Below are 26,159 nucleotides of genomic sequence, written 5' to 3' on the forward strand. Positions count from 1 at the left end.
CGACTGACAAAAAATGTGTTGCGGGCATTAATTGTAACAGAAGGAGGTTGAGATGAATAGAGTGGCTTTCTGGTTTGGACTTATTGGTACTGTAATTTTGTTAATTACTGGATGGGATATAATAAAAGAGAATTCTCCAAAAACTGTATCTATTCTTTCTTCTGTAAAGATAGATGGTAATATCCAGCCAGGAGAATATACGCATCATTTTATAGATAAGAAGAATAAATATGAACTTTACTGGCGTGTAATTGGCAAGGATATATATTTTGGTTTGCACTCGCCCAAGAAGGGATGGGTCGCTGTTGGTCTGGGAGGCAAAAAAGCAATGCTTGGTGCTGACATTTATATTGCGTATGTTAAAAACGGCAAAACATATATAAGGGAAGATATGGGTAATTCTCCTTTCTCACATATGCCTGTGACTGGTGAAAATACAATTGAGGCGTATGCGGGCAAAGTTTGCTCTAAAGGAACCTTTGTGGAATTTAAAAGGAAACTATCGGGGATGGGAAAAACTGTTACTATAACAAATAAACCAATGAGGGTTATTTATGCTTATGCAAATACTGCTGATTTCAATTCTTATCACGGTCCGGGATCAAGAGGTATAACCCAGATAAATTTTCTTGCAAAAGCCAGAGAGAAAAAGAGCGGTATAGGTATGCTGGTGGAGGATGTAAAATCATATCAGATAGCAGGTATCATATGGGGTGTTTTGTTCTTGTTTGTATCGTTTATAGCAATAGTTACTTCATTTCTTGAAGGCAGGGTTGAATCCCCTGTATTTATTTCAAAAGAGCCTGTGGGCGTGGGACCTTTTGCTGTACTGAGTGGTCTTGCCATTTTTGATATACTGCTTGTTGTTTTATTTGTTATTTTGCTTTTTGTAAAAACAACACCAACATTGAGAGGTCTGATTGCAGCCTCTGTATTTTTAATCCTGTCGATAATAGTGGCATTATATAAATATTTCTACATTGACGAGGAAGTAGTGGTTCATGAACTGGATGATGAATTACCCTGGTAAGAAGGAGGGGGAGGTAAGCAATGTCTGAGAAAGATAGAAAACTTGAGAGTTCATGTGAGGCATGTGTGCACAGAAGAAAAATATTAAAAGGCTTAATTGGTGTGGCAGGACTTGGTGCATCGCTGGGGTTTCTTGCATCTTTTGGAACGATAAAGCCCGAAGAAAAAAAGAAGGGCAGAAGAAAAATTAACAAGGGGGATAAACTTGTATTTGCTGTAGGAGATATGGCAAACAAAGTAATTACTGTTGATTCTTTGCCTGTGGGAAAAGGGACGCTGGCATACCCAAAAGGAAAAGAAGACCATGATAATCTTATTCTACTGTTCCATGCAAAATATGATGAATTTGAAAAACCAACAAAACTAAAATTCGTTACTAAAGAGGGTTTTGCTGCATATAGCGCTATATGCACACATATGGGTTGTACTGTTGAATGGTATCCCAACAAGCAGTTCTCCTTCAATTTCCCGCATCTATTTTGCCCATGTCATCAATCGGTTTTCGATGTATTTCATGGCGCAAAAGTGCTGGCAGGACCAGCACCAAGACCACTACCTCAATTACCAATTATGGTAGCAAATAATGAAATAGTTGCTGCGGGTGATTTTGATGGCCCGATAGGACCATTACCAGGAGGTAAGTAAAATGTATAGATGGCTGGATGAAAGACTTAATTTGGAGAGATTTAAAAAGAAATACCTATCAAAGGTTTTTCCTGTTCACCCTACATTCTTTTTTGGAGAGATAGCTCTATTTAGTTTTGTAATTCTTGTTCTTACAGGTATTTACCTGCTGTTTAGCTATGTTCCTTCTTCAGAAATTGTTACTGTGGGTGGTAAGAAAATGCCCGCCTCTTATTATTCTATACTCTTGATAAATAAACAACCTCTCGGTTTAATTATCAGATATGTTCATCACTGGGCAGCTCATCTTATGATAGCTGCTTTAATTTTACATATGGCAAGGGTATTTTTTACAGGGTCATTTAAAAAACCCAGAGAGATCAACTGGCTTGTGGGCATGATTCTTTTTACACTTGCTATTCTTGCAGGCTTTACCGGTTATTCATTACCATTTGATGCGCTTTCTGTTGTTGCAACAGGTATTGGTTATGAAATCGCCAATTCCATTCCTTATGTTGGTAATGCTATTGCAAATTTCTTTTTTAATGGGCATTTTCCTGCATCAGGTTCGTTACCCAGATTATTTATGTATCATGTGGTGCTGTTGCCCGCCTTGCTATCTGCAACAATTGGTTTACATATGTTGATAATGATAAAACAGAAACATACTCAACCTGCTAAAAATAAAGAAATTGTTGGTCCTGATAAGATTCTTGGAATTCCTTTATATCCCCAGCAAATAAGTTTAATGCTGTTTGTATTTTTATCCACAACAGCTCTGTTGTTTTTTATGGCTTCTTTATTGCCCGTTCACAATGTAGAATATTTTGGACCTCCAACGCTGCAAACGCCAATGGTTAAACCTGATTGGTATCTATTGTGGATATACGGTATTATTAAGCTAATTCCAGGTAGCTGGAATATACCTTTATCAGCCACAGCATCTATAGATCCAGAGGTGATAGGAGGCGTTATAGCGCCCGGTATTATTTTAACAATAATTGCACTCGCACCGTTCTTTTATAAAAATGATGAGTTTGTTAATCATCTGGAGCCTGTAAGCAAAAGACCTATAGGAACATCTTTAGGTGTAGCATTTATCGTGTTGTTTATAGTTTTGAGTTTTACAGGTTATCAGGCAGAACTCAATATCCCCATATGGGTATGTAGAATATACACTGTTGTTTTACCGATTATTGCCTTTGTAATTACCTATTTAATCATTAAAAAACCTTTTAGAAGTTGACAATTTATGTTTATTGTATAAACTTTTAATAAAAAGGAGGTGGGTTAATGAAAAGTTTCTTTTCAAAAAGCATAATTTTGGCAGCAGCTATGTCTTTATCTATTTCAACGTCATCTATAGCTGGGGGATGCATGGGCCAACATTGCAAGATGATGGGCAATAGTGCTGATGCTTCATCAACGATGGCTTCAACAGGTAATAATGCCTATAATCTTGTAAAAGCTAATGGGTGTCTTGCATGCCATGCTGTTGATCAAAACAAAGTTGGTCCTGCATATAAAGTTATTGCCGAGACAAATAAAAAATTATACGGAGATAAAGCTTTGGCTGTTATTGAAAAATCCATTGAGAAGGGTTCCAAAGGCAAATACAAAAAACTTGGCATTCAGGCTGCTATGCCTCCCTATGGATATTTAGGTAAGGAAAAAATTGAAGAAATAGCAAAATGGATCCTGTCTCTTTCTAAGTAAGGGGTATTTTAGTTTCTCTGGCTTAATGAGGAGATGTATTTATCCTCATTAAGCCTTTTTTGTTTTAAGGAGGTTTTGTTATGAGTGATTTTAAGAAAAAGGGTATCACTCGAAGGGTTTTTGTTAAATCCGCAGCAGTTGCCACAGCAGCAGTCTCTTTTGCTCCCGGGGTTTTTGCAAAAAGGTTGCCTTCAAAACCTGTGCTTGAATCCTACTCTGAACCTACAGCTACCCACTGGGGATCTGTTATTGCAGATGTAAGTGGGGGTGAGTTCATAGGTATTAAACCTTTTAAAGATGATTATCCCATACCAATGACGCAGGCTTTAGCCGATAGGGTTAACGCTGAAAACAGAATTAAGTATCCAATGGTTAGAGAGGGTTATTTAAAGCATGGTTACAGAAGCAACAAATCAATGAGGGGAAGAGACAGATTTGTAAGAGTTAGCTGGGAAAAGGCCTATGAATTGATAACAAAAGAGTTAAAAAGGATAAAGAAAAAATACGGAAATGAGGCTATTTTTGCAGGTAGCGTTGATTGGCACAGCGTGGGAAAGCTTCATGCAGCACCTACTTTATTGAGAAGAATGTTGAATTTATTTGGGGGTTTTACAGATGATACAGGTGATTTTTCTGTTCAGGCAGCAATGACAATTCTTCCTCATGTTACCGGAAATATAGAGGTATATGATAGGCAGACTGCATGGCCTACAATTCTTGAGTATACTGATACAATAATTTTATGGGGTGCGGATCTTCTAAAAAACAATCAGATAGGCTGGGATCCACCAGACCATTACGCTTATGACGCAATTAAGGAGTTAAAGAAAAGAAATAAAAAAATTATCTCAATAGACCCTCGTTTGACCGATACAGCTGAGTATTTAAATGCAGAATGGATACCTATTACTCCAAATACCGATGTTGCAATGATGCTTGCTATAGCCCATACTCTTTATAAAGAAAATCTATATGATAAAGATTTTCTTGATAAATATACTGTTGGTTTTGATAAATTTTTGCCTTATTTGTTGGGCAAAACTGATGGTGTTGAGAAAACACCCCAGTGGGCTGAAAAAATAACGGGAATTGAGGCCGATACTATTAAGAAAATAGCCCGTACAATGGCAAAAGGAAGAACAATGATAATGAGTGGGTGGGCTATTCAAAGGCAGGATCACGGTGAACAGGCTCCATGGATGATTGTTACCCTTGCTGCCATGCTGGGTCAGATTGGTTTGCCTGGTGGTGGTTTTGGATTTAGCTATCATTATGCCTCAGGGGGAGCTCCCGAAGCAAACGCCCCGTCGCTACTCGGTATTTCTGCCGGAGATAACCCTGTAAAAACAGAAATTCCATTTGCCCATGCTGTAAGTGATTTACTGCTGCATCCAGGCAAGGTTATAGATTTTAACGGAGAGAAAATCAAATATCCTCTAATTAAGCTAATCTGGTGGGCCGGGGGAAATCCATTGAGTCATCAGATGAATAGAAACAGACAAATAAAAGCGTGGAGAAGGCCTGATACGATTATTGTAAATGAGATTTACTGGACTTCTACGGCGAAGTTTGCTGATATTGTATTACCCGCTAATACTACTTTTGAGCGTAACGATATAGAGGTGATAAGCGAATATACAAACAAATATATTGTGGCTATGAAAAAGGTTATCGATCCATTGTATGAGTCAAAAAGCGACTATGATATTTTTGCTGATATATCAAAGAGACTAGGATTTTACGATAAGTTCACAGAAGGTAGAGATGAGATGGGCTGGATAAAACATTTTTATTCAATAGCTCAAAAACAAGCAAAGATTAAAAACCTTAAAATGCCGTCATTTGAGGAATTCTGGGAAAAGGGATATGTTGAATTTCCTGTACCTGAAGAGTCAAAGAGATGGGTAAGGTATGGTGATTTTAGGAAAGATCCAATAAGAAACCCACTGGGAACTCCATCTGGTAAAATAGAAATTTACTCCAATACTATTGCCAAATATAAATACGATGATTGTCCTCCTCATCCAGCATGGCTTGAGCCAATAGAATGGCTGGGTAGCAAGAAGGCCAAAAGATATCCTTTTCATTTGTTATCCTCTCATCCTAAGTTTAGATTGCATTCGCAACTTGATAACACATGGCTTAGGAGCTTATATGAGGTGAATGAAAGAGAACCTGTCTGGATAAACCCCAAAGACGCAAAAAGATATGGTATAAAGGAAAACGATGTGGTGATTATTTATAATTCAAGGGGAAAGTTAATGGCTGCAGCTGTTATTACAGATAGGATTAGAGAAGGCGTAATACTTGTTCATGAAGGTGCCTGGTATGATCCAGATAAGCCCGGTGAGATAGGAGCTATGTGTAAGCACGGTAATGTTAATCTCGTTACGCTGGATAAGGGAACTTCTAAACTTGCGCAGGGTAATATAGCCAACACAGTCTTGGTTAAAATTAAAAAATATGGAGGAGAGCCACCAACAGTAACAGCTTTTGTTCCTCCGGCAGGGAGTTAATTTTTATGGCAAGAGTTCTAGGCATAATATTTTTCATAATTTTTCTATGTAGTGGGAGCTATGGATATGCAAAAGAAAAGTTTGCCTATATTTCAAAAATAACTCATCTATATTTATCTCCTGATGTTTCAAAGCCTATCGGTGAAATATATGTGGGGGCAAAAGTAGCTATTGTGAAAAAAGAAGGTGGATGGATAAAAGTAAATATTGTTGGCTGGAGACAATATGGATTGAGCTGTGTTATTTATGCCTTTATGGGAAAGCGTATTTTTATGGTACAGCTTAATCATAATGGTGAAAAAATTGTTAAAATTTTAAAAAGTGTAGAGGATAAAGATACTCAACTTAAATGGGAAAAAGTTGAATTGAAAGGGGTTTGGGTAAAAAGTGATGTACTTGTAAAAAACAAAGATCTCCTGTGGGAAAAAGCATCTAAGCTGTTTCATCAAAGATGTTCAATGTGTCATGCTTTACCAAAAACAACCACTTTTACAGCAAATCAATGGCCAGCAACTTTAAGGGTGATGACAAAAAGAGCAGCCCTTACAAAACAGCAGGCATCTATAGTAAGTCTGTTTTTGCAATACCATGCCCGTGATATAGGTAAAAGGTAGTTTTATGTTGAATCCCTCAGGAGTTCGGCTATAGCTAAGTGGCCGTTCTCCTGCGCTTTTTTAAGTGCTGTGTAATCGTTTACATCCCTTAAATTTTTATTAGCTCCATTTTCAAGTAGTAATTTGACAACATCTAAACTTCCCCTAAAAGCTGCCTTCATAAGTGCTGTTTCTCCAACAGCATCCTGTGCGTCAATTTTTGCCTTTTTTGAAAGTAGATATTTAACAATATCAACAAATCCTTCTCCGATTATACCCTCAGATGCGAGCATCAGAGCTGTTTCTTTATAATTGTTATATGCATTTACATTTGCTTTGTTTTCTACCAGATATATAACTACATCGTACATGCCCCTTTTTGCTGCTTCCATTAAAGGCGTGTTTCCCCATTTATCTCTTGTGTTTATTCTGGCATTATGTTCGACGAGTAATTTTATAATTTCCAAATCTGCTTTGGCGACAATGGCTTCCATTAAAATGCTGTTACCCCATGCGTTTCTGGCATTGACCTTTGCCCCGTATTCTATTAATAATTTTGCATTATCGTAGCAATTAGAAGATACAGCCCTCATAAGGGGAGTTTCGCCATATTTATTTTTGTAGTTAACATTTGCACCTTCATCAATTAATTCTTTAATTTTGTTGTTTTTTTTGCATTCCCCGACCAACCTGAAAAGTTCCTTGTTTAGTGATCTTTTGTGAGCCATAATTTCCCCCTGTAATAAGTTTACTTTCTTGAAACAAATTATATAATATTTCATAATGGAAGTAAAAGTTTTAGTTGTAGAAGATGATGTAGATTTAAATAATACGATAACGCAGTTTCTCAAACTAAAGGAATATAAAGTCTATTCCGCTTTCGATGGCAAGAGTGCTTTGGATATTATATTTGATCAACAAATAGATATAATTTTGATGGATATAAAATTACCCCAAATAGATGGATTTGAGGTTGTAAGATATATAAGGAAATTTAAAAAAACACCAATTATTTTTATAACATCTTTAAATAGCGAAAAAGATGTTGAAAAGGGATTTGAAGCAGGTGGCGATGATTATTTGAGAAAGCCCTTTTCTTTGAGGGAACTGGAACTGAGAATCAAGGCAATTGTAAGAAGATTGTATTTCAATGAAGATCTGATCAAAATAAGCGATAATATATATTTTGATGTTACAAAATTTGAAGTTTATAAAAATTCAAAGAGAATTCATCTTAAAAATAAAGAATTATTACTATTAAAATTATTTCTGACAAATAAAGGTAAGATATTGACAAAGGATGAAATTTTCAATGAGATATATACTTCTGATGAGATGCCCAACGAAAACTCCTTAAGAACATTCGTAAAAAGACTGAGGGGTTTGATAGGAAAAGATAAAATTGTTACGATAAAAAACATAGGTTACAAATATGTTGGCTGAAAAGAAGTCGTTAAAGAGATTTCTTTTCGTTTATATATCTTCAACACTACTTTTAATAGGTATCAGTGAGTTTTTTTATTACAGAGCCTTCAAAAGCAGTATAATTGAGCAAGAAAAAGATTTTCTTGAAAGACAGCTAAAGCTTTATCTATCAAAACTAAAAAACAATCAGGATATATTTGCGTTAAAAAAATTAATGGAGTTAAAATCTTTTAAAATAGATATTGCTATATATAAAAATAATATTTTTATGTTCGGAACATCCATGCCCACTTATTTAGTGACGGATAGAGAATACTGGATTGATAACGGAAAGTTGTATTTACTTTTTATAATACCTTCCAAAAAAGAAAAAATATACATTTTGCTATCCAGAGCTCTTGATAAGACAGAACTTCATCTTTTTCTAAAAAAACTTGTAATACTGGATTTTTTTATACTTTTGTTTATTTTACTTGTTTCATACTATCTGGGTAAACTTTTCATAAGCCCCATGAAAGAAGCTTTAAGTAATCTCAACGAATTTGTAAGGGATGCAACTCACGAAATGAACACACCTATTTCAATTATACTGGCAAACCTGGATTTATTGAATATTAAAAAACCAGACCTGGAAAAAAGCGTTGAAATAAAGAGAATAAAGGCAGCCTCAGAAAGATTAAGCAAAATTTTTAAAGATTTAAGTTATATAAAACTTGAGTTTTATCGTCCAAGAAACATTGAACAGTTAAATTTGAGTGATATTATTTTTGAAAGATTGGATGAGTTTGAATTTTTTATAAAAAATAAAGGAATTTCTGTAGAAACAGAAATAATGGATTGTGAAGTCAATGCTGATAAGGAAGATATTGTAAGGTTAATTGATAATATAATTTCTAATGCCATAAAGTATTCACCACATGGTTCAATTATAAATATAACCCTTTTAAATTGTATCTTTAGCGTTGTGAATCCCGGGAAAATACGGGATGCAGGTAAAATTCAAAAAGAATTTGTAAGAGAAAATAGGAATGAAGGTGGATTCGGTATAGGTTTATATATAGTTAGAAAAATTTGTGAATATTACCATTACAATTTCTGGATAGGTTCTTCTGTCAACAATGTTGTTGTTAAAATTCATTTTAAATGATCGGATATTTAATTCTTGAGAAATAGCCCCTCTCCATTGATTTCAAAAGAGAGGGGTAGTGTTTGGGAGGTGAACTGTTATTTGATTTTACACATTTTTGCCTTTTTCATTTCCCACATTTTAGGTTTGAACTTTGCCATCATTTTTTCCTTCTTGATTCCTCTTTCTAATAAGAGCTTTTTTGCCTCCTGCCATGTTAAACATTTTTTGTTAATTTCGCCTTTTTTATAAGCACCAAGGCCGAAATGCATTGGTGTGATTTCTCCATCAATCCAGCAAGCAGTTTTTGCGTTTAGCCATTTTCCTGTTTTTGCATCAGTTACCCATATTTTTGCTTTGTTTTTCCATGGGAATTTACAATCTTGGTATAACCACATTACAGCACACCCGATATCGTCAAATTTGTAAATTTTACCGTTTTGAGGATTACCAATTTCTGCGGAATATCTGGGACTTTTGATTTTCATGAAACATCTCTGACATTTGTCCTTTCCAAAATTAATAGGTATAGGATTGAGTTTTGCAAAAGTAGTAGATGAGTAAATAATTACAAACAGTAAACCCATGAGCAGGTAAGAAACCTTTTTTAGATACATAGGACACCTCCTTCAACTTATTTTTGCCAATTATATCTTTTTTTATAAACTGTTTATAAACTACAAAAAATTTTTATGCATTTAATCTTTTGATAGGTTAAAAATTATTAATCTTAACAATAATATTCTTTCTATTACAAAATTGTATAATAATCTTGATTTATAATTTTAAAAATAAATATAAAATATTGTTATTAAAATAACGGAATTAATATTGCTATAAATGTTAATAATACAGAAGGAGGTGGTGCATGAGAAAGGTTGAGGCGATTATTAAGCCGTTTAAACTTGATCAGGTGAAAGAGGAGTTGTTAAGCAGAGACATTAAGGGTATGACTGTTTCGGAGGTTAAAGGCTACGGTAGACAGAAGGGTCATTCTGAGATTTACAGGGGCGCAGAATATCAGGTGGATTTTCTGCCAAAGGTAAAGATTGAGATTGTTGTTAGGGATGATCAGGCCGATGATGTGGTTGAAGCTATTATTAAATCAGCCAGAACGGGCAAAGTTGGCGATGGTAAGATTTTTATCTTGAGAATAGAAAAAGCAATTAGAATCAGAACAGGAGAGATTGACGATGAAGCTATTTAGGGTGATATTTGTTTTACTGCTGTTGGATATTAGCGTACCCGCATTTGCCGCAGAGGGTTTGAGTGCTGGAGATACATCATGGATGCTTACTTCAACGGCACTTGTTATGCTTATGACACCTGCAGGGCTTGCTCTCTTTTATGGTGGCATGGTAAGAAGCAAAAATATCTTAAACACCATAGCACTTTCCTTTTTAGCATACGCAATTGTAAGTTTTATCTGGATATTTTATGGCTATACTTTTGCTTTTGGGCCTGACGTGAGTGGAATTATTGGAAAACCTGTGTATCTATTCTTTAGCTCCATTACACCAAAAACCCTAAGCGGAGATATTCCAACATTTGTGTTTGCAGCTTTTCAGATGACATTTGCCGCAATTACGGTTGCGCTTGCAAGTGGAAGTATTGTCGAGAGGGTAAAGTTTTCAAGCTGGGTATGGTTTGTAATTTTATGGACAAGTGTTGTTTACCTGCCCGTTGCACACTGGGTATGGGGTGGTGGATTTTTATCAAAATGGGGAGTCTTAGATTTTGCAGGTGGAACAGTGGTTCATATCAACGCTGGCGTAGCTGGCTTAATATTTGCTCTTATTTTAGGTGTCAGAAGGGGTTATAGAAAAACCGCAATGCCACCATCATCAATAGTATTAACAACACTTGGTGCTGCACTTTTGTGGTTTGGCTGGTTTGGTTTCAATGCTGGAAGTGCACTCTCGGCTAATGGACTTGCAGGTATAGCTTTTTTAAATACCAATACAGCTGCGGCTTTAGGAGCTATTAGCTGGATAGCTGCCGAATGGATTATACATAAGCACCCCACTACATTGGGTGGTGCAAGTGGTGCGGTTGCTGGTCTTGTAGCTATAACGCCTGCTGCTGGATTTGTAAATCTTTTTGGTGCATCAATAATTGGATTTGTTTCAGGCATACTGGGATTTTTATCTGTATCCTATTTAAAATTTGCTTTTAACTACGATGATTCATTGGATGCCTTTGGTGTTCATGGAATTAACGGTATATGGGGTGCTATTGCAACAGGTATCTTTGCTGATCCATCAATAGGTGGCTCTGCAGGTCTTTTATACGGCAACACCCATCAACTATTAGTTCAAATTGAGGCTGTTTTGATTGTGATTATATTTGATGCTATAGCAACTTTTGTTTTATTAAAAATCATATCTCTATTTACGGCTGGTTTAAGGGTTGATGAAGAAGATGAAATCAAAGGTCTTGATGTGGCGATTCACACAGAAAAGGGTTTTGATTTGTAAAAAAAAGGGGCTATTGCCCCTTAATTTGCTTTTTTCTTACCCAGATAAGCTTCCTGGATTTTTTCAGAAGCCATGAGTTCGGCTGATGTGCCATCCATGACTATCTTTCCAACCTCAAGCACATAGCCCCTATCTGCTAACTTTAATGCAGCTTTTGCGTTCTGCTCAACAAGTAAAACCGTTACACCGCTTTGTTTTATCTGTTTAATCGTTTCAAAAATAGTCTTAACCAACACAGGTGCAAGCCCCAAGCTTGGCTCATCCAAAAGCAACATCTCTGGCTCGCCCATCAAAGCCCTTCCTATTGCAAGCATCTGCTGCTCGCCCCCGGATAGCGTGCCTGCAAGCTGTGTGCGTCTCTCCTTTAAGCGCGGAAATAACTCATAAATCCATTCAAGTATTGACATATTTGGCTTTTGCTTTGTGTAAGCACCAAGTATAAGGTTTTCTTCGACTGTTAATGTGCCAAAAACGCGTCTGCCTTCGGGGGATTGAGTTATGCCTAACGATACAATTTTGTGAGCAGGCAACGATGTCAGTTCAATATCTTTATATCTAATGCTACCCGATCTGGGTTTGATTAATCCACTGATCGTTCTAAGCGTTGTTGTTTTTCCAGCACCGTTTGCACCTAAAATTGTTATAAGCTCTCCTCTTTTTACCTCAAACGATATACCTTTCACAGCTTCGATGCTACCGTATGCAACAACTAAATTTTCAACAACTAAAAGTTTTTCGTTACTCATCTTCATCCTCTTTGCCTAAGTATGCTTCGATAACCTTTGGATTGTTCTGCACCTCTTCTGGCTTACCTTCTGCAATTTTCTTACCAAAGTTTAAAACGCTTATATACTCAGTAACTCCCATAACAAGATCCATATTGTGCTCGATGAGTAAAATGGTTATGCCCATTTTTTTGATTTCCTTGATAGTGTCAACAAGCTCAAGTCTTTCTTTGTCGTTTAGTCCCGCTGCTGGCTCATCAAGAATCAATAGTTTTGGTTGTGTTGCAAGGGCTCTTGCCATCTCTATTTTTCTTTGGATTCCGTAAGGTTGACTACCTGCAGGCAAACTTGCAAGGTGTGTTAAGCCAAATAGTTCCATATACTCTTTAACTTTTAGCCAGTTTTCTTTTTCATCTTTATAGTAAAATGGCGTGTGGATAATGCCATGCCACCACCTTTGCCTGCTTCGAAAATGCCTGCCTGACATGATGTTTTCTGCAACACTCATCTCTGAAAACAGTCTTATTGTTTGAAATGTTCTAACTATTCCCATGTTGGCAATTTTGTGGGGTTGAAGACCTGTTATATCTTTACCGTTGAAGATAATTTTGCCTTTTTCTGGTTTATAAACGCCTGTTATACAGTTGAAAACCGTTGTTTTTCCAGCACCGTTTGGACCTATGATGCCATAAACCATTCCCTCATCAATAGTAATACTCAATGAGTCAACTGCAACAAGTCCACCAAATATCTTTGTTATGTTATCCAATACTAACAACGCCATGGCTTATTCTTCCCTGATTAGATATTTTGGTATTCTTCCAAATTTTGCTGGCCATATACCCTTTGGCCTGAAAATCATAATCACTATCATAGCTATACCAAAAACGAGGTATCGAGCTTCTGCAAACTGTCTGAACATCTCTGGCACAACAAACATAAAAAATGTGCCAAGCAAAACACCAGGTATAGATGAAGGACCACCCACAAGAACAATAGTAAAGAACAACACCGACTGAATAAAGTTAAATGCATCTGGGCTAACAGCAGAAAACTGCAGCGTAAATACTACACCTGCAAGCCCTGCTATAGCTGCAGACAGTGCAAAGGCATAAAGTCTATAGAATCTTGTGTTGATACCTATACACTCACTTGCAAGCTGGTCTTCGTTGAGATAATGGAGTGCCCTACCAGGTTTTGATGTTTCAAGGTTGTGTATGACGATGAGCGTGAGTATCAGTAAAAACAGGGCAAGGAAATAAATGGATGTTTGGGATGAAAAGCTAAAACCAAACAGCTTTAGAGGCTCTACACCAAAAATACCATTTGGTCCACCGGTTATCCCAAATACATTGTTTTTTAGCGCCTGAGTAAACACGATGTTGAACCCTATTGTTGTAACAAGCAGATAATCGCCTCTTAAATGTATGATTGGAGCAGCAAGCAATACACTTGCAATAGTTGGTAAAATAATAGCCACAGGAATTGTAGCTATTATGGGCCAGCCAAAAACCATATTCAAGATAGCCGATGAGTAAGCTCCAAGACCAAAAAATATAGCATGACCCATATCAAACATTCCAGCTCTACCAAGAACAATATCCTGACTTAGAGAAACAACTGAGTAGATTAAAAATGTTGTCATTACAGATACCCAGTTGGAATTCAAACTAAATGGTATAATTGATAAAATGAGGAGGAATGCACCATAATAAACGATGTTTTTTGTATTCATTATACCTTCTCCGCCACCCTTTCTCCAAGGATTCCTGTTGGTCTAAATATCATGATGACAATTAGCAAAACATAGGTTAAGGCCATTGCCCAGCTACTTGAAAGATAGCCCGATATAAACGCATTGAATACTCCAAGCAATAAACCGCCAAGCATAGCACCTGGGATATTACCAATTCCTCCAATGATAGCTGCAACAAAGGCGTTAAGTCCATAAATCCATCCCATATTGAAATAGATACCGCGATAGTACATGCCTATAAACAGACCACCAACAGCACCCAATGCTGAACCAATAACAAATGTTGTTACAATTACTCTATTTACATCGATACCCATAAGACGGGCTGCATCCTGATCTATAGCGCAAGCCCTCATTGCGGTGCCCAATTTGGTTTTATTAACAAAGAAATACAAACCAACCATAAGCACAAATGAGATTATTAAAACAAGCACCTGCATAAGGCTAATGTAAACACCATGGATATCAAAGTTTACATTGGGAACCACACTTGCAGGGAATATCCTTGGCATGGGACCCCATATCAACATTATGCCGTTTTCAATTACCATTGAGGCACCTAAGGCAGAAACAACCGCTGAAAGCCTCGGCGCTTTTCTTAAGGGACGGTATGCTGCTCTTTCTAAAATTACACCTGCGATGGCTATTATTGCCATAGTCAATAAGAAGGTGAGTATAATTAAAATAGCGGGGGATAGAGCCCCCGCAAGTTGCATCATAATAACAAGACCGACATAGGCAGAAAGTGCAACAAGATCTCCATGTGCAAAGTTGATAAGTTTTAATACACCGTAAACCATAGTGTATCCAAGGGCAACTAAGGCATAGATGCTACCGATAGTTAAGCCGTTAACAAGTTGCTGAAGAAAAATCTCCATGGTTTACCTCTTTTTTTATTTCTCTTTGTAAACGATGTGGTATTTTAGATCTGGACCGATTCTGTATGCCATGTAAGCACTTCCAACTCTTTCGCCATTTTTGGCAAAGCTGATAGGACCTGTTATACCCGGGAAGTTTTTAAGATCGTTGTGGAGATAGTCTGCAATTTTCTTTGTGTCAAGAGATTTTGTCTGCTGTATTGCATAAAGGATTACCCTTAAACCATCAACATTAAACAGTGTCCAGATGCTTGCTGGATTCTCATGATATGTTTCTTTATAAGCTTTTAAGAATTTCTTTGCAGCTGGATATGGAAGCATGTCTGGTAGAGGCACATTGATTAAGTATGCACCCACAGCAGCTTTGCCTGCAAGTTTTAAGAATTCAGGGTTGTCGTTTGAGTCACCGCCCACAAAATCAGCTTTTATTCCTAACTGTACCATCTGAGCTCTTATTAAACCGCCGTCTGTATAATAACCACCAAAGTAGATAACATCGGGATTGTATGATTTAATCTTTGTTAAAATAGGTGTGAAGTTCTGAGCACCGGATGTGATTTTACCGTAGTAAACAACATTACCGCCCATTTTTTTAAGGTTGTCCCTAACGGCGTTTGTCAAGTTAGTTGAGAATGTGGAGTAGTCTGAAATTAAAGCAATCCTTTTATAATGCTGTTTTTTCATAAAAAATTCAGCTGTAAATTTTGCCTCTGCAGAGTTCGGAGAGGAGTTTCTGAAGAATGTCCAGTAGCCGTGTTTAACCAGTGTATCGCTTGTTCCATCAGATGTCTGCAAAACACCCGCTCTGTAGTAAATGGGCTCTGCTGCCTCAGCGCATGTTGAGGTGTATGATCCGATAACGGCAATAACACCAGCATCAACAAGTTTTCTTGCGCAGATTGCAGCTTTAACAGCTTTTCCCTCATCGTCGCAGGTTACAACTTCAAGTTTTTTACCTAAAACTCCACCTTTAGCGTTTACTTGTTTTACGATAAGCCTGACAGCCTTGTCGATGGACTGCCCTTCACTTGCAAACTTACCTGTGATAGGAGCCTGCACACCGATTTTAATTACACCAGCTGCAAATGAAGATACAGCAAACATCAATGCGACCAACAGAGCAACCAAACCGCCAAAAAACTTAGGCCTCATACGGCACCTCCTAAAAAAATTAATTTAGATTAAACATTTAGCTCTACTTTCCTATTATATGCAATTTTTCAATTAAATCAAATAAAATTTTTCATATATTGAAATAGTGTTTTAAATAAATTAAAGAAATTGTTAAAAATTTTAAATGAAATATTTTTAAGTAATGGGTAAAATCGGTATATATAGAACGGCTGTTTTTAGAATTATATTGACAAAGCGATAGTTTTTTAATATACACAGAAAAATCAGCGATTAACGGGGCTGTAGCTCAGCTGGGAGAGCACCACGCTGGCAGCGTGGGGGTCAGGGGTTCAAGTCCCCTCAGCTCCACCATTTTTCAAAAAGGAGAAACAGATGGCTATAAAAAACACTCTGGCAAAGGTTGGTGATTATTTTACCAGGTTTAAGGAATTTGACCTTGAGGGATTTGTTGATGAAGCAAAAGCAAAAATAGAAAAAATAAAGGAAGACCCTGTAGGTTTCACCTTAACTACAGTTTTGCAGCTTAAACTTGCTGTTGAGATGGTTGATTGCTATATAAAAAAACAGTGCAAATTTCCCTATAAAACCCTTCTTTCTCTGGTTGGCGTTTTGCTATATTTTATTAATCCCTTAGATATTATACCTGACTTTTTGCCAGGCATCGGGTATCTTGATGATGCTGTTGTTGTTGGTCTTGCCTTAAAATTTATTAGAGATGATTTAAGAGAATTTGCAATCAGCAGGGGATATAACCCTGCCGATTACGGTCTTGATTGATTATTTTCTTACCCATCCGGTTGCTGTTTGAATATAAGTGCCACTTGGTGCTGTATCTTGCCACTGTTTTGCAAATATTCGTCTGAGCCTGTCTATCTGGCTACTGTTTATATGTAAAACCCTTGCAACCTCTTTGTATAGCAAATTCCTATCGTGGTTTTCTTTAGCAACGAGTTTTTTAAGCTTCAGCCTATCTTTTAATGATTTTGGTTGCCTGTAGATTTTCAAAAATCCATTAAGTGTTTCTCCTAAATAGCCTGCCCTGTAGTAGGGTTTCATTTTTTGAAACCTTATTTTCATTGCCTGCTTTAAAGCCCTGATTTTGGCGTTTGTTGTGTTTAACACATCAGCGGCATAGGCTTTGGGGATTATCTGCAAAAATGAGGTGGGCTTGGGTTGAACTTTAGAAGCTTTACCCCTGATCTGGTTAACAATCTCCTTGGCTTTCTGTTTTGCCTCCTGAGCCGGGAAATAGATGTTTACCGTGACACAAGAATAAAGCCCAACAATAAGCAAAATCAACAGGTTTCTTGCCTTCATACTACCTCCTTTTTGATACCCTTTTTAATCTATTTACAAAATCATCCCACGATATTGCATTATTTCTGTTCATATTAATGACGCTTATACCCACCAAAAACCCTTTTTTTATAATGTACTCTATTTTACCATCCCTGTAAAGACCATGTATGGTAAAAACATTGTTTTTTAGAGTCGCTTTAAAACCAATTTTGGAGTAGGAAAAGTTTTTAAAAAACGGAACGGCAATAGATGCGTATCCTCCACCTACCTTTGATATGCTGTTTACGGCTTTGAGTGATATCTTTTTGCTTACACCTCTGACACTTTGTGTTTTTACAAGCATCTCGAATGATAATGGATTTGTGAAATTAACAAGCTTTAGATTGCGTATATAGCCTTTTATAAAGCCTGTAATTTTCCCAAAGTTTGTAAGCGCTGTTAGTTTTTCTAAGTTAATGTGATTGAAGTTTATATCCATCTTTAAAATAGGAAACTCACCCAGCATAACAGATATATTTTTGATATTTATCTTTCCATCAAACACCTTTGCCGTTATGTTTCCTGAAAGCTTTATCTGCCTGGTTGTTGCATCAACCGATTTTATCTGGGGTTTTAAAATTATAGATTTAAGTTTTATTGATCCTGCTATCGGGTATAGTTTTGCCCTTAAATGTTTAAAGTTAATTGATAAATTGAGGGGTTTTATGTTAATAAATCTGGATTTTATCACTATCCTTGCAGATAGTGCATTGTCTGTTGATGTAATATTTGCAATCAGGGAAGCGGTTTTGTTGTCTATCTTGATTGAGTTTATAGTAAGTTTTCCATCTTGCTTCTTATTTGTATTTAAAAAAAGGGGAAGGTTTAGCGTGATATTATCAAGTGAGATGTTTTTGTAGTTTAGTTTGGCTATAGATGTTTTTATTTCTGACTCAACTGCAACGTTTTGCTTTTTTGCAAAGATATCTATGTTGCCGTCGATCTTTAAGTCATTCAATGCGTCTATCTGATACGATTCATTGAGAAAATTAACAATATTTTGTAGAGTGTGTGAGTTTAAATGTGCTTCTATAAAATTGCGTTTTTTTTTAAAAAGATTGTGCCCAGTCTTGATAGTTCTACTAAAGCCTCATCAGGTGGGTTTATATTTGCCTTTAGGTTATATGCGCCAAAATCGATATACAGACTGTCTTTTACGATAGCTTCACCTTTGTTGATATACAAATTGGCTATCTTGCCATTGTAATTTATGTTTGCCTGTATATGCTCTGCAAAAAGCAAAGGGTGGTTTATGCTTAAATTGTCAATCGTTGCTGCTATTTTTTTGTTTATGTTTATTTTGATTCTGCCTGCTGTTACAAGATCGCCAATAGAAAAGTTCCTCAAAATAGCAGAAATATTTTTTTTATCTATCGATGCATTAATCATAAAGCTTGCTTTTAGATTATCCCTTGCAACTTTTATCTTAGAGTGTATTTTTGCAAGTTTAATATAAAAAGGTGAAAAGTTGATGTATAGATTATCTATAACGATGGGTTGATTTACTATAACCTCGCCTTTTTTGTAGTTTATCTTTAAAACAAACGGCTTTATAAAGGCATGTTTAATAAGGAGCCCAGTTTTTGATAGGCTAAAGTTACCGGTTAGGTTGTCTATAGAGCCAGAAAGAGAAAATCTGTCTGTTTTAACATTAATAAGCCCGCTGAAATAAATCTGCCCGGGTGCAAACTTAAGGTTTCCCTTTAAAGAGAGCGATTGAGCCGCATTTTTAACAGAAACCGTGAGATTATCGGCAGCCAAAAAATGGATATTGACAGGTAAACCAAAAGAGGTTTTCTTTGTTTTTTTTGAAGGCATTATTTTTAAGTTTAAATCGGGATTTGTTAAATGAATATCGTATCCCTTATCTGATACTGAAATTTCTGCTTTTTTGCAGCTGAAGTTTATGTTGTTTTTATGAAATTGAAAACCAGAAACAGAGAAATGTGTGGGTGATTTGATATTTATCTTTGTAAAATGCGTTTTTATATTCAGCTGTTTTAGATAGAGTGATAGGGGGATTTTTAGCAGGCTGGGTTTGTTTAGAATCGCTATATACAATAACAGAATTGCTATAATTGCACTTAATATAACAATCGTTGTTGATTTAATAAACTTCATCTAATAATCCTTAAGTTTTTTCCGTTTATCGTTAAAATCCCGTCTTCCTTGAGTTTTTTTATTATGCGAGAGAATGTTTCTGGTGTTACACCAAGCATGGTTGCTATCTCTTTTTTGGGAAGTGAGAGTCTGACGGTATTTGAACTGTCAGCGTTTTTTTCTAAATACTCCATCACCCTTTCCTTTGCGTCCTCTATCGATAGCTGCTTTAGTCTTTCGGCTAAAAAGTTTATGCGCTTTGCAAAAGCACCTAATAGCTTCATGGCAATGGCCGGGTTTTGAGATATTTTTTCAAAAAGCTTATAGGAGTTTATACTCAAAAGCAAGGTGTCTTCCAGAGCAACTGCAGATGCAGGATATCTATTTTCCAAAAACAGTACAATTTCAGCAAAAATATCGTCTTTTTCTGCGATATGTAGTGTGATTTCTCTGCCATCGTAAGATGTCTTAAATAATCTTACAGCTCCTTTGAGTATAAAATAGAGGTCTTCTCCTTTGTCGCCTTCAAAGAATATATATTCGCCCTTCTGTTTTGCTATAAGCATGGAGACGGCGTCTAAATCTTTCAGTATATAGTTTTCTTCTACGCCAACAACAGTTGCAAAGAGATTCAGGGCTTCTTTTTTATCCATTCTTGACCTTAATCAATTTTTTTAAACTTCTTTTAGTATATAGTTAATTTAAACAAAAAGCAAGGAGGTGCTTTTATGGGTATGTTTTGTTTTCAATGTCAGGAAACATGGAAAAATCACGGATGCACAGTTAAAGGTGTGTGCGGAAAAGAGGAGAATGTTGCAAACCTTGAGGATGTACTTGTCTATGTAACAAAGGGCATCAGTGTTGTGGCAAAAAAAGCAGGTAAGGTTGATCCAGAGGTTGGAAAATACATTTCAAAGGCTCTCTTTACCACAATAACCAATGTTAACTTCGATGAGGATGCAATCAGCAATGTAATTTTAGAAGGATTAAAACTAAGGGATCAGCTTAAAAAGAAGTATTCAGTTAGTGATGAGGGGTTGCACGACTCAGCCACATGGAACGGCACAACAAAAGAGGAGTTTTTGGCAAAATACAGTGTTGCAAGCGTATTAGCCGAAGAAGATGAAGATAAAAGGTCTCTAAAAGAGCTTATGATTTATGGCTTAAAAGGTGTGGCAGCCTATGCTGAGCATGCAGCAGTTTTAGGTTATGAGGATCAGGCTATATGGGATTTTCTTGTTGAAGGTCTTGCTGCAACAACAGAGGATAAATCGGTTGATGAATTGATTGGTCTTGTGATGAAGACAGGCGAGGCTGCTGTTAAAGCTATGGCAATTCTTGATAAAGCAAACACAGAAACCTACGGCCATCCAGAGATTAGCGAGGTAAATATCGGTGTTAGAAATAACCCCGGCATCTTGATTTCAGGTCACGATCTGAAAGATATGGAAGAGCTGCTTGAGCAGACAAAGGGCACTGGTGTTGATGTTTATACGCATGGTGAAATGTTGCCTGCAAACTATTATCCAGCGTTTAAAAAATATGAGCATTTTGTAGGAAACTACGGTAATGCATGGTGGCTGCAGGATAAAGAATTCGAGGCATTTAACGGACCAATTCTTATGACAACAAACTGCCTCGTTCCACCCAAAGACAGCTACAAAGACAGGGTGTTTACTACAGGTAATGTGGGATTTCCGGGTGTAAAGCATATTCCAGATCGTGTTGATGGAAAACCCAAAGATTTTTCAGAGATTATAGAACTTGCCAAAAAATGCAAACCGCCAACGCAGATTGAGACGGGAAAGATTGTAGGTGGTTTTGCGCATGAGCAGGTGTTTAAACTTGCAGATAAGGTTGTTGATGCAGTAAAAAGCGGTGCAATTAGAAAATTCGTTGTTATGGCAGGTTGTGATGGTAGGCATCCATCAAGAAACTACTACACAGAATTTGCAAAAAAACTCCCCAAAGATACGGTAATTTTGACAGCAGGTTGTGCAAAATACAGATACATTAAACTTAATCTTGGCGATATTGGCGGTATCCCAAGGGTGCTTGATGCTGGTCAGTGTAACGATAGCTACTCACTGGCTGTTATTGCCATGAAGCTTAAAGAGATATTCGAACTATCGGATATAAATGAACTGCCAATAGCCTACAACATCGCCTGGTATGAGCAGAAAGCCGTTGCTGTTCTGCTTGCCCTCCTCTATTTAGGTGTCAAGAATATCAAATTAGGTCCAACATTACCCGCCTTTGTATCCCCCAATGTCCTCAAGGTTCTCATCGACAAATTTAATATGTCAACGATTAGCAATGTCGATGACGACCTAAAAGAGCTTGTAGGCTAAGGCAGATAGCCCGCTTTTTGCGGGCTTTTATTTTGCTAACTCAAAGGCCTTTTTAGCCTGACTGTCAGCTATAAATCTACTTTGTGCAATTTCAAATAGCTCGTTATTTTTTGTTAAGCCAAAAAACGTATGCTGAGGATTGAGGCTATAGCCAAACACCACCTCAGCAATTCTTTCATCAAAAGGATTTTCGTAGATATCTAAAATCTTGAATATTATGTTATCCTTCAAGATATACTCTTTGTTGATTTTGATGGGGAATTTTATATCCGGCAAATCTAACGCCTGATGATGTTTGGTTTTAGTGTAGGTGAGTTTATAGATCGTTCTGTTTCTTTTTAGCCATCGCCTTTCGTAATATGTGTCTATTCTTTCTGTTGCGACCATAAATGGGTATTGAGTGGTTGATGTAAGCTGGTCTAAATCATCCAAAGCTGTAGATATACTTAACGCATATGCATGGTTGTCTGTAAAAAGCTTAAAAATTCCACCATTTTTTAAAATATTAGCTATCTTTGAAAGCGTTAATCTATCAAACAATGCATGTTTAAGTCGTTTTTTCTTAAACCACGGCTCAGGGAAAAAAACATAAACAGCATCAACGCTGTCTGGCAAAAACCTATCAAGCAGAAACCTTGCATCGTAGTGAATAAACGAGATATTTTGCAGATTGAGTTTTTCAACCCTAAGGAGAGCTTTTGATAGTGTCTCCTGAACGATTTCGATACCGATAAACTGCTTTTCTTTGTTTTTAGATGCTATCTTTGTTATAAATTCCCCCTTTGCCGAGCCTATCTCCAACTCGATGGGTTTGTCAAAAAGTTTGTTAATAACTGTATGGTTGATTATTCTCAAATCTAAAAGGTATTTTTCAAAGAGCCTGCAATTTTTGCCTGTGGGCTTAAGATTATGATGAACGATTGAACCTTTAAGCCTTTCTGCTAAATATTTGGCAAACTCTAAAACTTTTCCTTTCAGGCAATCTGTAATTAAGGGATGGGTGGCTTTTTCTAACTTTACAATTACATGATCCCTTTTTGAGTATGCCTTTATAAAAAATGCCTCGCAGGCTGTTTCTGCAGGATAAACAAAAGCAGAGCCGCTTGATGAAAAAAATATATCTTTATCATCAATAGCTATAAGCGGCTCCTGCGTTTTGATTACTGCATGTGGCATCTGTGTGTCTATTTTCTAATCTGGCCAAGCACCTTAAGCGGCAATCCCCAGATATAGCAGAACGCTTCGCCGTATTTGTGGTTGAATGTATCTGTTGGGTCGTAAGTGGCAAGCTGTTTTGAATATAAAGCATAATCGGATTTCCTTGCCACTGCTGTAGCTGTTCCTTTGTAAAGTTTAACCTTTACAGTGCCTGTTGCCCTTTTGTTTAAAACATCTGCAAAGGCATCTAAAGCCTCTCTTGTTTCACTAAACCAGTAGCCGTAGTAGACCAATTCTGCATATTTTTGAGCAAGCTGGTCTTTTAAGTGAAGGCTTTCTCTGTCTAAAATAAGCTCATCAAGACTTCTTTTTGCCTCAAGCAGCAACACTGCAGCCGGGGCTTCGTAGATCTCTCTTGATTTAATACCAACAAGCCTGTTTTCAATCATGTCTATTCTACCAACACCGTGTCTGCCTGCTATTTCGTTAGCCTTTTCAACAAGTTCAACAAGCCCCATCCTTTGAGAATTTATTGCAACAGGCATGCCCTCTTCAAAGTCTATTGTTATGTATTCTGGCTCATCAGGTGCTTCTTTTGGGCTAACAGTTAAAGAATAGATATCCTCGGGTGGCTCAAAAAACGGATCCTCAAGTGGTCCTGCCTCTATGGATAATCCCCATATGTTTCTATCGATAGAGTAAGGTTTCTCTTTTGTAACAGGCACGGGTATGTTGTGTTTTTTGGCATATTCAATCTCCTCATCGCGGGATTTCAACTCCCACTCCCTCACAGGTGCAAGCACCTTTATATCGGGTTTTAAAGCCACTGCAGAGACATCAAATCTCACCTGATCGTTACCCTTGCCTGTAGAGCCGTGGGCTATGGCATCGGCGTTTTCCTTTTTTGCTATCTCAATCATCTTTTTTGTTATAAGCGGCCTCCCCAATGCCGTTGCAAGTGGATATTTGCCTTCATACAATGCTCCAAACTTGAAGGCTTTCATAACATAATCCTTTAAAAACTCCTCCCTTACATCCTCAATATAGGCTTTTGTTGCACCCACCTTCAATGCTTTTTCTTTAATCGGCTCTAAATCTTCATTTTGACCTAAATCAGCCGTGTAGGTTATCACCTCACAGCCGTATTTGTCCTGAAGCCATTTAACGATCACTGAGGTATCAAGTCCCCCTGAATAGGCAAGCACAACCTTTTTAATATCCATCATTCAACCTCCCAATTAATTTCATTATTACAGCAAGCTGCGCGTATGTTCTGTTTTCTGCCTCATCCCAAACAACGGAATGCTTTGAATCGATAATATCTGCCTCAACTTCCTCTTCTCTGTGCGCAGGCAGGCAGTGCATAAATATGTAGTCATCCTTTGCATAACTTACAAGCTCTTTGTTTACCTGATAGCTTTTAAGTAATTCATGTTTCTTCTCTTTTTGAGCCTCCTCACCCATTGATGCCCATACATCTGTGTATATAACATCTGCGTCTTTTACCGCTTCTTTTGGATTGTCTGTTAAGGTGATTTTTGCATACGGATTAATCTTAAAAGCATCGTATACCACCCTGCCGTTTGGTGCACAATCGACAGGCGTTGCGATATTTAACTCAAAACCAACCAAAGCAGCTGCATAGATCCAGGAGTTTGCCATGTTATTGCCATCACCCACAAAGGCAACCTTTATATGTTCTATATCACCCCGCTTTTCTTTTATTGTAAACAGGTCAGCCAATACCTGGCAGGGGTGCAGAAGGTCTGTTAATGCATTAATAACAGGAACCGTTGAATGCTCTGCAAATTTTATAAGTCTTTGATGCTCAAAAGTCCTAATCATAATTATGTCCACATAGCGGGAGATTACTTTAGCTGAATCCTCAATTGTTTCACCTCGTCCAAGTTGAATATCCCTTGATGATAAAAATATCGCATCCCCGCCTAACTTTTTCATACCCGCCTCAAAAGATAAACGGGTGCGTGTCGATGACTTTTCAAATATCATACCTAAAATAACGCCATCCAAGGGTTTATAGTTAATCTCGTTTATTCTTTTTTTAATATTGCCCGCCACTTCGATCAGCTCAATAATCTCCTGTTTTGTTAAATCCTTAAGCGATAAACAGTGCCTTATCATAAAGCCTCCTTAAAAACACAGTGTTTTGATAGTGCGGGTTTGAGTTTTCTTGTGCCCCCGCCTTCAGAGATAATCTGCTTTGCCAGTTTGATATCCCTGACTTTGCTTCCGCAGACATGGGTAGCAGCTGAAAAAATCTCTAAATCCATGGGAGCAGATGGACCCATTATGGCAACAATGCGTGCTTTTTTGGGCAGTTTAAGCAGTGCATCAATCGTTTTGTTGATTATAGATGTTGCTGTTATTATAGCTATATCTGCATCCTGTAATTCAAAATAGGCAGCATAGTCTGGCAAAGATTTGCCCCTGACAGAGCGCTCGCAGATTACAAATTTTTCTGTTTTAGCTTCAATAGCCTCAACAAGCGGTCCAAAATACCCTATCATCACAACCTTATCTGTGGGTTTTATAAATTTTACTATATCTATGTCTTTGCTTTCTATATTACTGTTTATAATGGCGTTTGCTGCAGCTAAGGCAATACTGCTGTCAAGCAGGTTATATGAAAAAATTTTTTCTATTAGATATGATGCTTTTTTGCCTGTCAAGCTACCCGCCTCATCCACCACACTGCATGATGTTATGTTTAGTTCTTTTGTAAAGCTATAAGATAGACCAGCCGTGTTGTTATCCAATTCAACAATTGTATATCCAAGGCCAATTCTTACATCTTTAACCTCTAACTCTTTTGCTGTCTCTATCGTTTTTTCAAATATCTTTTGATGAATATAGCTCACACAAACTCCTTTAGTCTCTTTAGTTTTTCTGCTATTTCATCCATAGAAAACACCCTGATAAATCTATAAAGCTCTTTGGATTGAAAAAAGATGCTTACAACCGGCACATTGAATATAGAAAGCCTGCCCGCCAAAATTTTTAAGTCATCTAAATACACTTTTGTTAGTTTGTAGTCGCTAAAGTGTTTCTCAAGTTTAAGCTCAACAGGTTTGCAGGTTGCACAATCCCTGGTTGCAAAAAGCACTATTGCAATCTCGCTGCCTGAAATAAATTCATCAAAAGACTCAACACTTTCTATTGTTTTCATAGCCCTATTTTAACACAAAATAGTTT

28 protein-coding genes and 1 tRNA gene are annotated in these 26,159 nt (G+C 37.1%); 13 read left to right on the forward strand and 16 right to left on the reverse strand.

Translation table 11 applies throughout. From position 1 onward, the window contains the following. The first annotated feature begins 52 nt into the window (after positions 1–52). The 6 genes from EK17_RS03150 (at position 53) to EK17_RS03175 (ending at position 6,499) form a co-directional block, all read left to right on the forward strand. Positions 53–1,030 (forward strand): DOMON domain-containing protein, encoded by a 978-nt coding sequence (locus EK17_RS03150; RefSeq protein ID WP_035587361.1) that lies wholly within the window; start codon positions 53–55, stop codon positions 1,028–1,030. Positions 1,031–1,050: 20 nt separating this feature from the next. Further along, a complete protein-coding gene (locus tag EK17_RS08945; protein WP_051904389.1) occupies positions 1,051–1,674 on the forward strand; it encodes a QcrA and Rieske domain-containing protein in 624 nt (207 codons plus the stop codon). Between the two features lies 1 nt (position 1,675). Beyond that, a complete protein-coding gene (locus EK17_RS03160) occupies positions 1,676–2,899 on the forward strand; it encodes a cytochrome b (RefSeq protein ID WP_035587363.1) in 1,224 nt (407 codons plus the stop codon). Between the two features lie 47 nt (positions 2,900–2,946). Further along, positions 2,947–3,369, forward strand: coding sequence for a c-type cytochrome (locus tag EK17_RS08950; protein ID WP_051904390.1), 423 nt, complete (start codon positions 2,947–2,949; stop codon positions 3,367–3,369). Between the two features lie 80 nt (positions 3,370–3,449). Further along, positions 3,450–5,885, forward strand: coding sequence for a trimethylamine-N-oxide reductase TorA (gene torA / locus EK17_RS03170; RefSeq protein WP_035587364.1), 2,436 nt, complete (start codon positions 3,450–3,452; stop codon positions 5,883–5,885). Positions 5,886–5,890: 5 nt separating this feature from the next. Next, positions 5,891–6,499, forward strand: a complete 609-nt coding sequence (locus tag EK17_RS03175) for a hypothetical protein (protein ID WP_035587366.1) — start codon at positions 5,891–5,893, stop codon at positions 6,497–6,499. 2 nt (positions 6,500–6,501) lie between these two features. On the opposite strand, the gene EK17_RS03180 is transcribed toward EK17_RS03175, so the two are convergent. Next, positions 6,502–7,206: an ankyrin repeat domain-containing protein gene (locus EK17_RS03180; RefSeq protein ID WP_051904391.1), complete on the reverse strand. Its 705-nt coding sequence runs from the start codon at positions 7,204–7,206 to the stop codon at positions 6,502–6,504. 55 nt (positions 7,207–7,261) lie between these two features. Between EK17_RS03180 and EK17_RS03185 the strand changes: the two genes are divergently transcribed. Beyond that, a complete protein-coding gene (locus tag EK17_RS03185; RefSeq protein ID WP_035587367.1) occupies positions 7,262–7,921 on the forward strand; it encodes a response regulator transcription factor in 660 nt (219 codons plus the stop codon). Next, a complete protein-coding gene (locus tag EK17_RS03190; RefSeq protein ID WP_198018139.1) occupies positions 7,914–9,050 on the forward strand; it encodes a sensor histidine kinase in 1,137 nt (378 codons plus the stop codon). The genes EK17_RS03185 and EK17_RS03190 overlap by 8 nt, the downstream gene beginning before the upstream one ends. 77 nt (positions 9,051–9,127) lie before the next feature. Here EK17_RS03190 and EK17_RS03195 read toward each other — a convergent pair whose 3' ends face one another. Beyond that, complete coding sequence (locus tag EK17_RS03195) at positions 9,128–9,646, reverse strand: nitrous oxide reductase accessory protein NosL (RefSeq protein WP_051904392.1); 519 nt, start codon at positions 9,644–9,646, stop codon at positions 9,128–9,130. 251 nt (positions 9,647–9,897) lie between these two features. Between EK17_RS03195 and EK17_RS03200 the strand changes: the two genes are divergently transcribed. Together EK17_RS03200 and EK17_RS03205 are read left to right on the forward strand one after the other, a co-directional pair. Further along, on the forward strand, positions 9,898–10,236 hold the full coding sequence (locus EK17_RS03200; RefSeq protein WP_035587370.1) for a P-II family nitrogen regulator: 339 nt from the start codon (positions 9,898–9,900) through the stop codon (positions 10,234–10,236). Further along, the gene (locus EK17_RS03205) at positions 10,223–11,506 is read left to right on the forward strand and encodes an ammonium transporter (RefSeq protein WP_035587372.1); all 1,284 of its coding nucleotides are present in this window, start codon (positions 10,223–10,225) and stop codon (positions 11,504–11,506) included. Before EK17_RS03200 ends, EK17_RS03205 begins: the two co-directional genes overlap by 14 nt. Positions 11,507–11,526: 20 nt before the next feature. On the opposite strand, the gene EK17_RS03210 is transcribed toward EK17_RS03205, so the two are convergent. The 5 genes from EK17_RS03210 to EK17_RS03230 are packed head-to-tail and all read right to left on the reverse strand — an operon-like array spanning position 11,527 to position 16,017. Further along, entirely contained in the window at positions 11,527–12,252 is a 726-nt protein-coding gene (locus EK17_RS03210; RefSeq protein ID WP_035587374.1) for an ABC transporter ATP-binding protein, read from the reverse strand. Beyond that, complete coding sequence (locus tag EK17_RS03215) at positions 12,245–13,015, reverse strand: ABC transporter ATP-binding protein (protein WP_035587375.1); 771 nt, start codon at positions 13,013–13,015, stop codon at positions 12,245–12,247. The genes EK17_RS03210 and EK17_RS03215 overlap by 8 nt, the downstream gene beginning before the upstream one ends. Before the next feature lie 3 nt (positions 13,016–13,018). Then, the gene (locus EK17_RS03220; RefSeq protein ID WP_051904393.1) at positions 13,019–13,966 is read right to left on the reverse strand and encodes a branched-chain amino acid ABC transporter permease; all 948 of its coding nucleotides are present in this window, start codon (positions 13,964–13,966) and stop codon (positions 13,019–13,021) included. Beyond that, positions 13,966–14,865, reverse strand: a complete 900-nt coding sequence (locus EK17_RS03225) for a branched-chain amino acid ABC transporter permease (RefSeq protein ID WP_035587377.1) — start codon at positions 14,863–14,865, stop codon at positions 13,966–13,968. The genes EK17_RS03220 and EK17_RS03225 overlap by 1 nt, the downstream gene beginning before the upstream one ends. A 15-nt stretch (positions 14,866–14,880) precedes the next feature. Then, entirely contained in the window at positions 14,881–16,017 is a 1,137-nt protein-coding gene (locus EK17_RS03230) for a branched-chain amino acid ABC transporter substrate-binding protein (protein ID WP_035587379.1), read from the reverse strand. 257 nt (positions 16,018–16,274) lie between these two features. Between EK17_RS03230 and EK17_RS03235 the strand changes: the two genes are divergently transcribed. Next, positions 16,275–16,350: transfer RNA gene (locus EK17_RS03235), tRNA-Ala, on the forward strand. A gap of 21 nt (positions 16,351–16,371) precedes the next feature. Further along, a complete protein-coding gene (locus EK17_RS09250) occupies positions 16,372–16,776 on the forward strand; it encodes a YkvA family protein (protein ID WP_084675066.1) in 405 nt (134 codons plus the stop codon). Here EK17_RS09250 and EK17_RS03245 read toward each other — a convergent pair whose 3' ends face one another. The 4 genes from EK17_RS03245 to EK17_RS03260 all read right to left on the reverse strand — a co-directional run bounded on the left by EK17_RS03245 (position 16,777) and on the right by EK17_RS03260 (position 20,090). Beyond that, positions 16,777–17,316 carry a DUF1318 domain-containing protein gene (locus EK17_RS03245; protein ID WP_035587381.1) on the reverse strand — a complete coding sequence of 180 codons (540 nt, stop codon included), beginning with the start codon at positions 17,314–17,316 and terminating at the stop codon, positions 16,777–16,779. Between the two features lies 1 nt (position 17,317). Continuing rightward, a complete protein-coding gene (locus EK17_RS03250) occupies positions 17,318–18,295 on the reverse strand; it encodes a translocation/assembly module TamB domain-containing protein (RefSeq protein ID WP_035587383.1) in 978 nt (325 codons plus the stop codon). Between the two features lie 71 nt (positions 18,296–18,366). After that, positions 18,367–19,458: a hypothetical protein gene (locus EK17_RS03255; protein ID WP_035587384.1), complete on the reverse strand. Its 1,092-nt coding sequence runs from the start codon at positions 19,456–19,458 to the stop codon at positions 18,367–18,369. Next, complete coding sequence (locus EK17_RS03260) at positions 19,455–20,090, reverse strand: Crp/Fnr family transcriptional regulator (protein WP_035587386.1); 636 nt, start codon at positions 20,088–20,090, stop codon at positions 19,455–19,457. The genes EK17_RS03255 and EK17_RS03260 overlap by 4 nt, the downstream gene beginning before the upstream one ends. A gap of 75 nt (positions 20,091–20,165) precedes the next feature. On the opposite strand from EK17_RS03260, the gene hcp reads away from it, so the two are divergent. Continuing rightward, positions 20,166–21,788: a hydroxylamine reductase gene (hcp, locus tag EK17_RS03265; protein WP_035587387.1), complete on the forward strand. Its 1,623-nt coding sequence runs from the start codon at positions 20,166–20,168 to the stop codon at positions 21,786–21,788. A 27-nt stretch (positions 21,789–21,815) separates the two neighbouring features. Here the strand turns inward: hcp and trmB are convergent, their stop codons facing one another. The 5 genes from trmB to EK17_RS03290 are packed head-to-tail and all read right to left on the reverse strand — an operon-like array spanning position 21,816 to position 26,133. Next, positions 21,816–22,964, reverse strand: coding sequence for a tRNA (guanosine(46)-N7)-methyltransferase TrmB (gene trmB / locus EK17_RS03270; RefSeq protein ID WP_035587389.1), 1,149 nt, complete (start codon positions 22,962–22,964; stop codon positions 21,816–21,818). 8 nt (positions 22,965–22,972) lie between these two features. Further along, positions 22,973–24,172 carry an argininosuccinate synthase gene (locus tag EK17_RS03275; protein ID WP_051904394.1) on the reverse strand — a complete coding sequence of 400 codons (1,200 nt, stop codon included), beginning with the start codon at positions 24,170–24,172 and terminating at the stop codon, positions 22,973–22,975. Beyond that, a complete protein-coding gene (gene argF, locus EK17_RS03280) occupies positions 24,159–25,088 on the reverse strand; it encodes an ornithine carbamoyltransferase (protein ID WP_035587392.1) in 930 nt (309 codons plus the stop codon). Before argF ends, EK17_RS03275 begins: the two co-directional genes overlap by 14 nt. After that, positions 25,085–25,825: a Rossmann-like domain-containing protein gene (locus EK17_RS03285; protein WP_035587395.1), complete on the reverse strand. Its 741-nt coding sequence runs from the start codon at positions 25,823–25,825 to the stop codon at positions 25,085–25,087. The genes argF and EK17_RS03285 overlap by 4 nt, the downstream gene beginning before the upstream one ends. Continuing rightward, positions 25,822–26,133, reverse strand: a complete 312-nt coding sequence (locus tag EK17_RS03290; RefSeq protein ID WP_035587397.1) for a thioredoxin family protein — start codon at positions 26,131–26,133, stop codon at positions 25,822–25,824. Before EK17_RS03290 ends, EK17_RS03285 begins: the two co-directional genes overlap by 4 nt. Between the last annotated feature and the right edge of the window lie 26 nt (positions 26,134–26,159).

The organism is Hippea jasoniae (assembly GCF_000744435.1).
Lineage (GTDB): Bacteria > Campylobacterota_A > Desulfurellia > Desulfurellales > Hippeaceae > Hippea > Hippea jasoniae.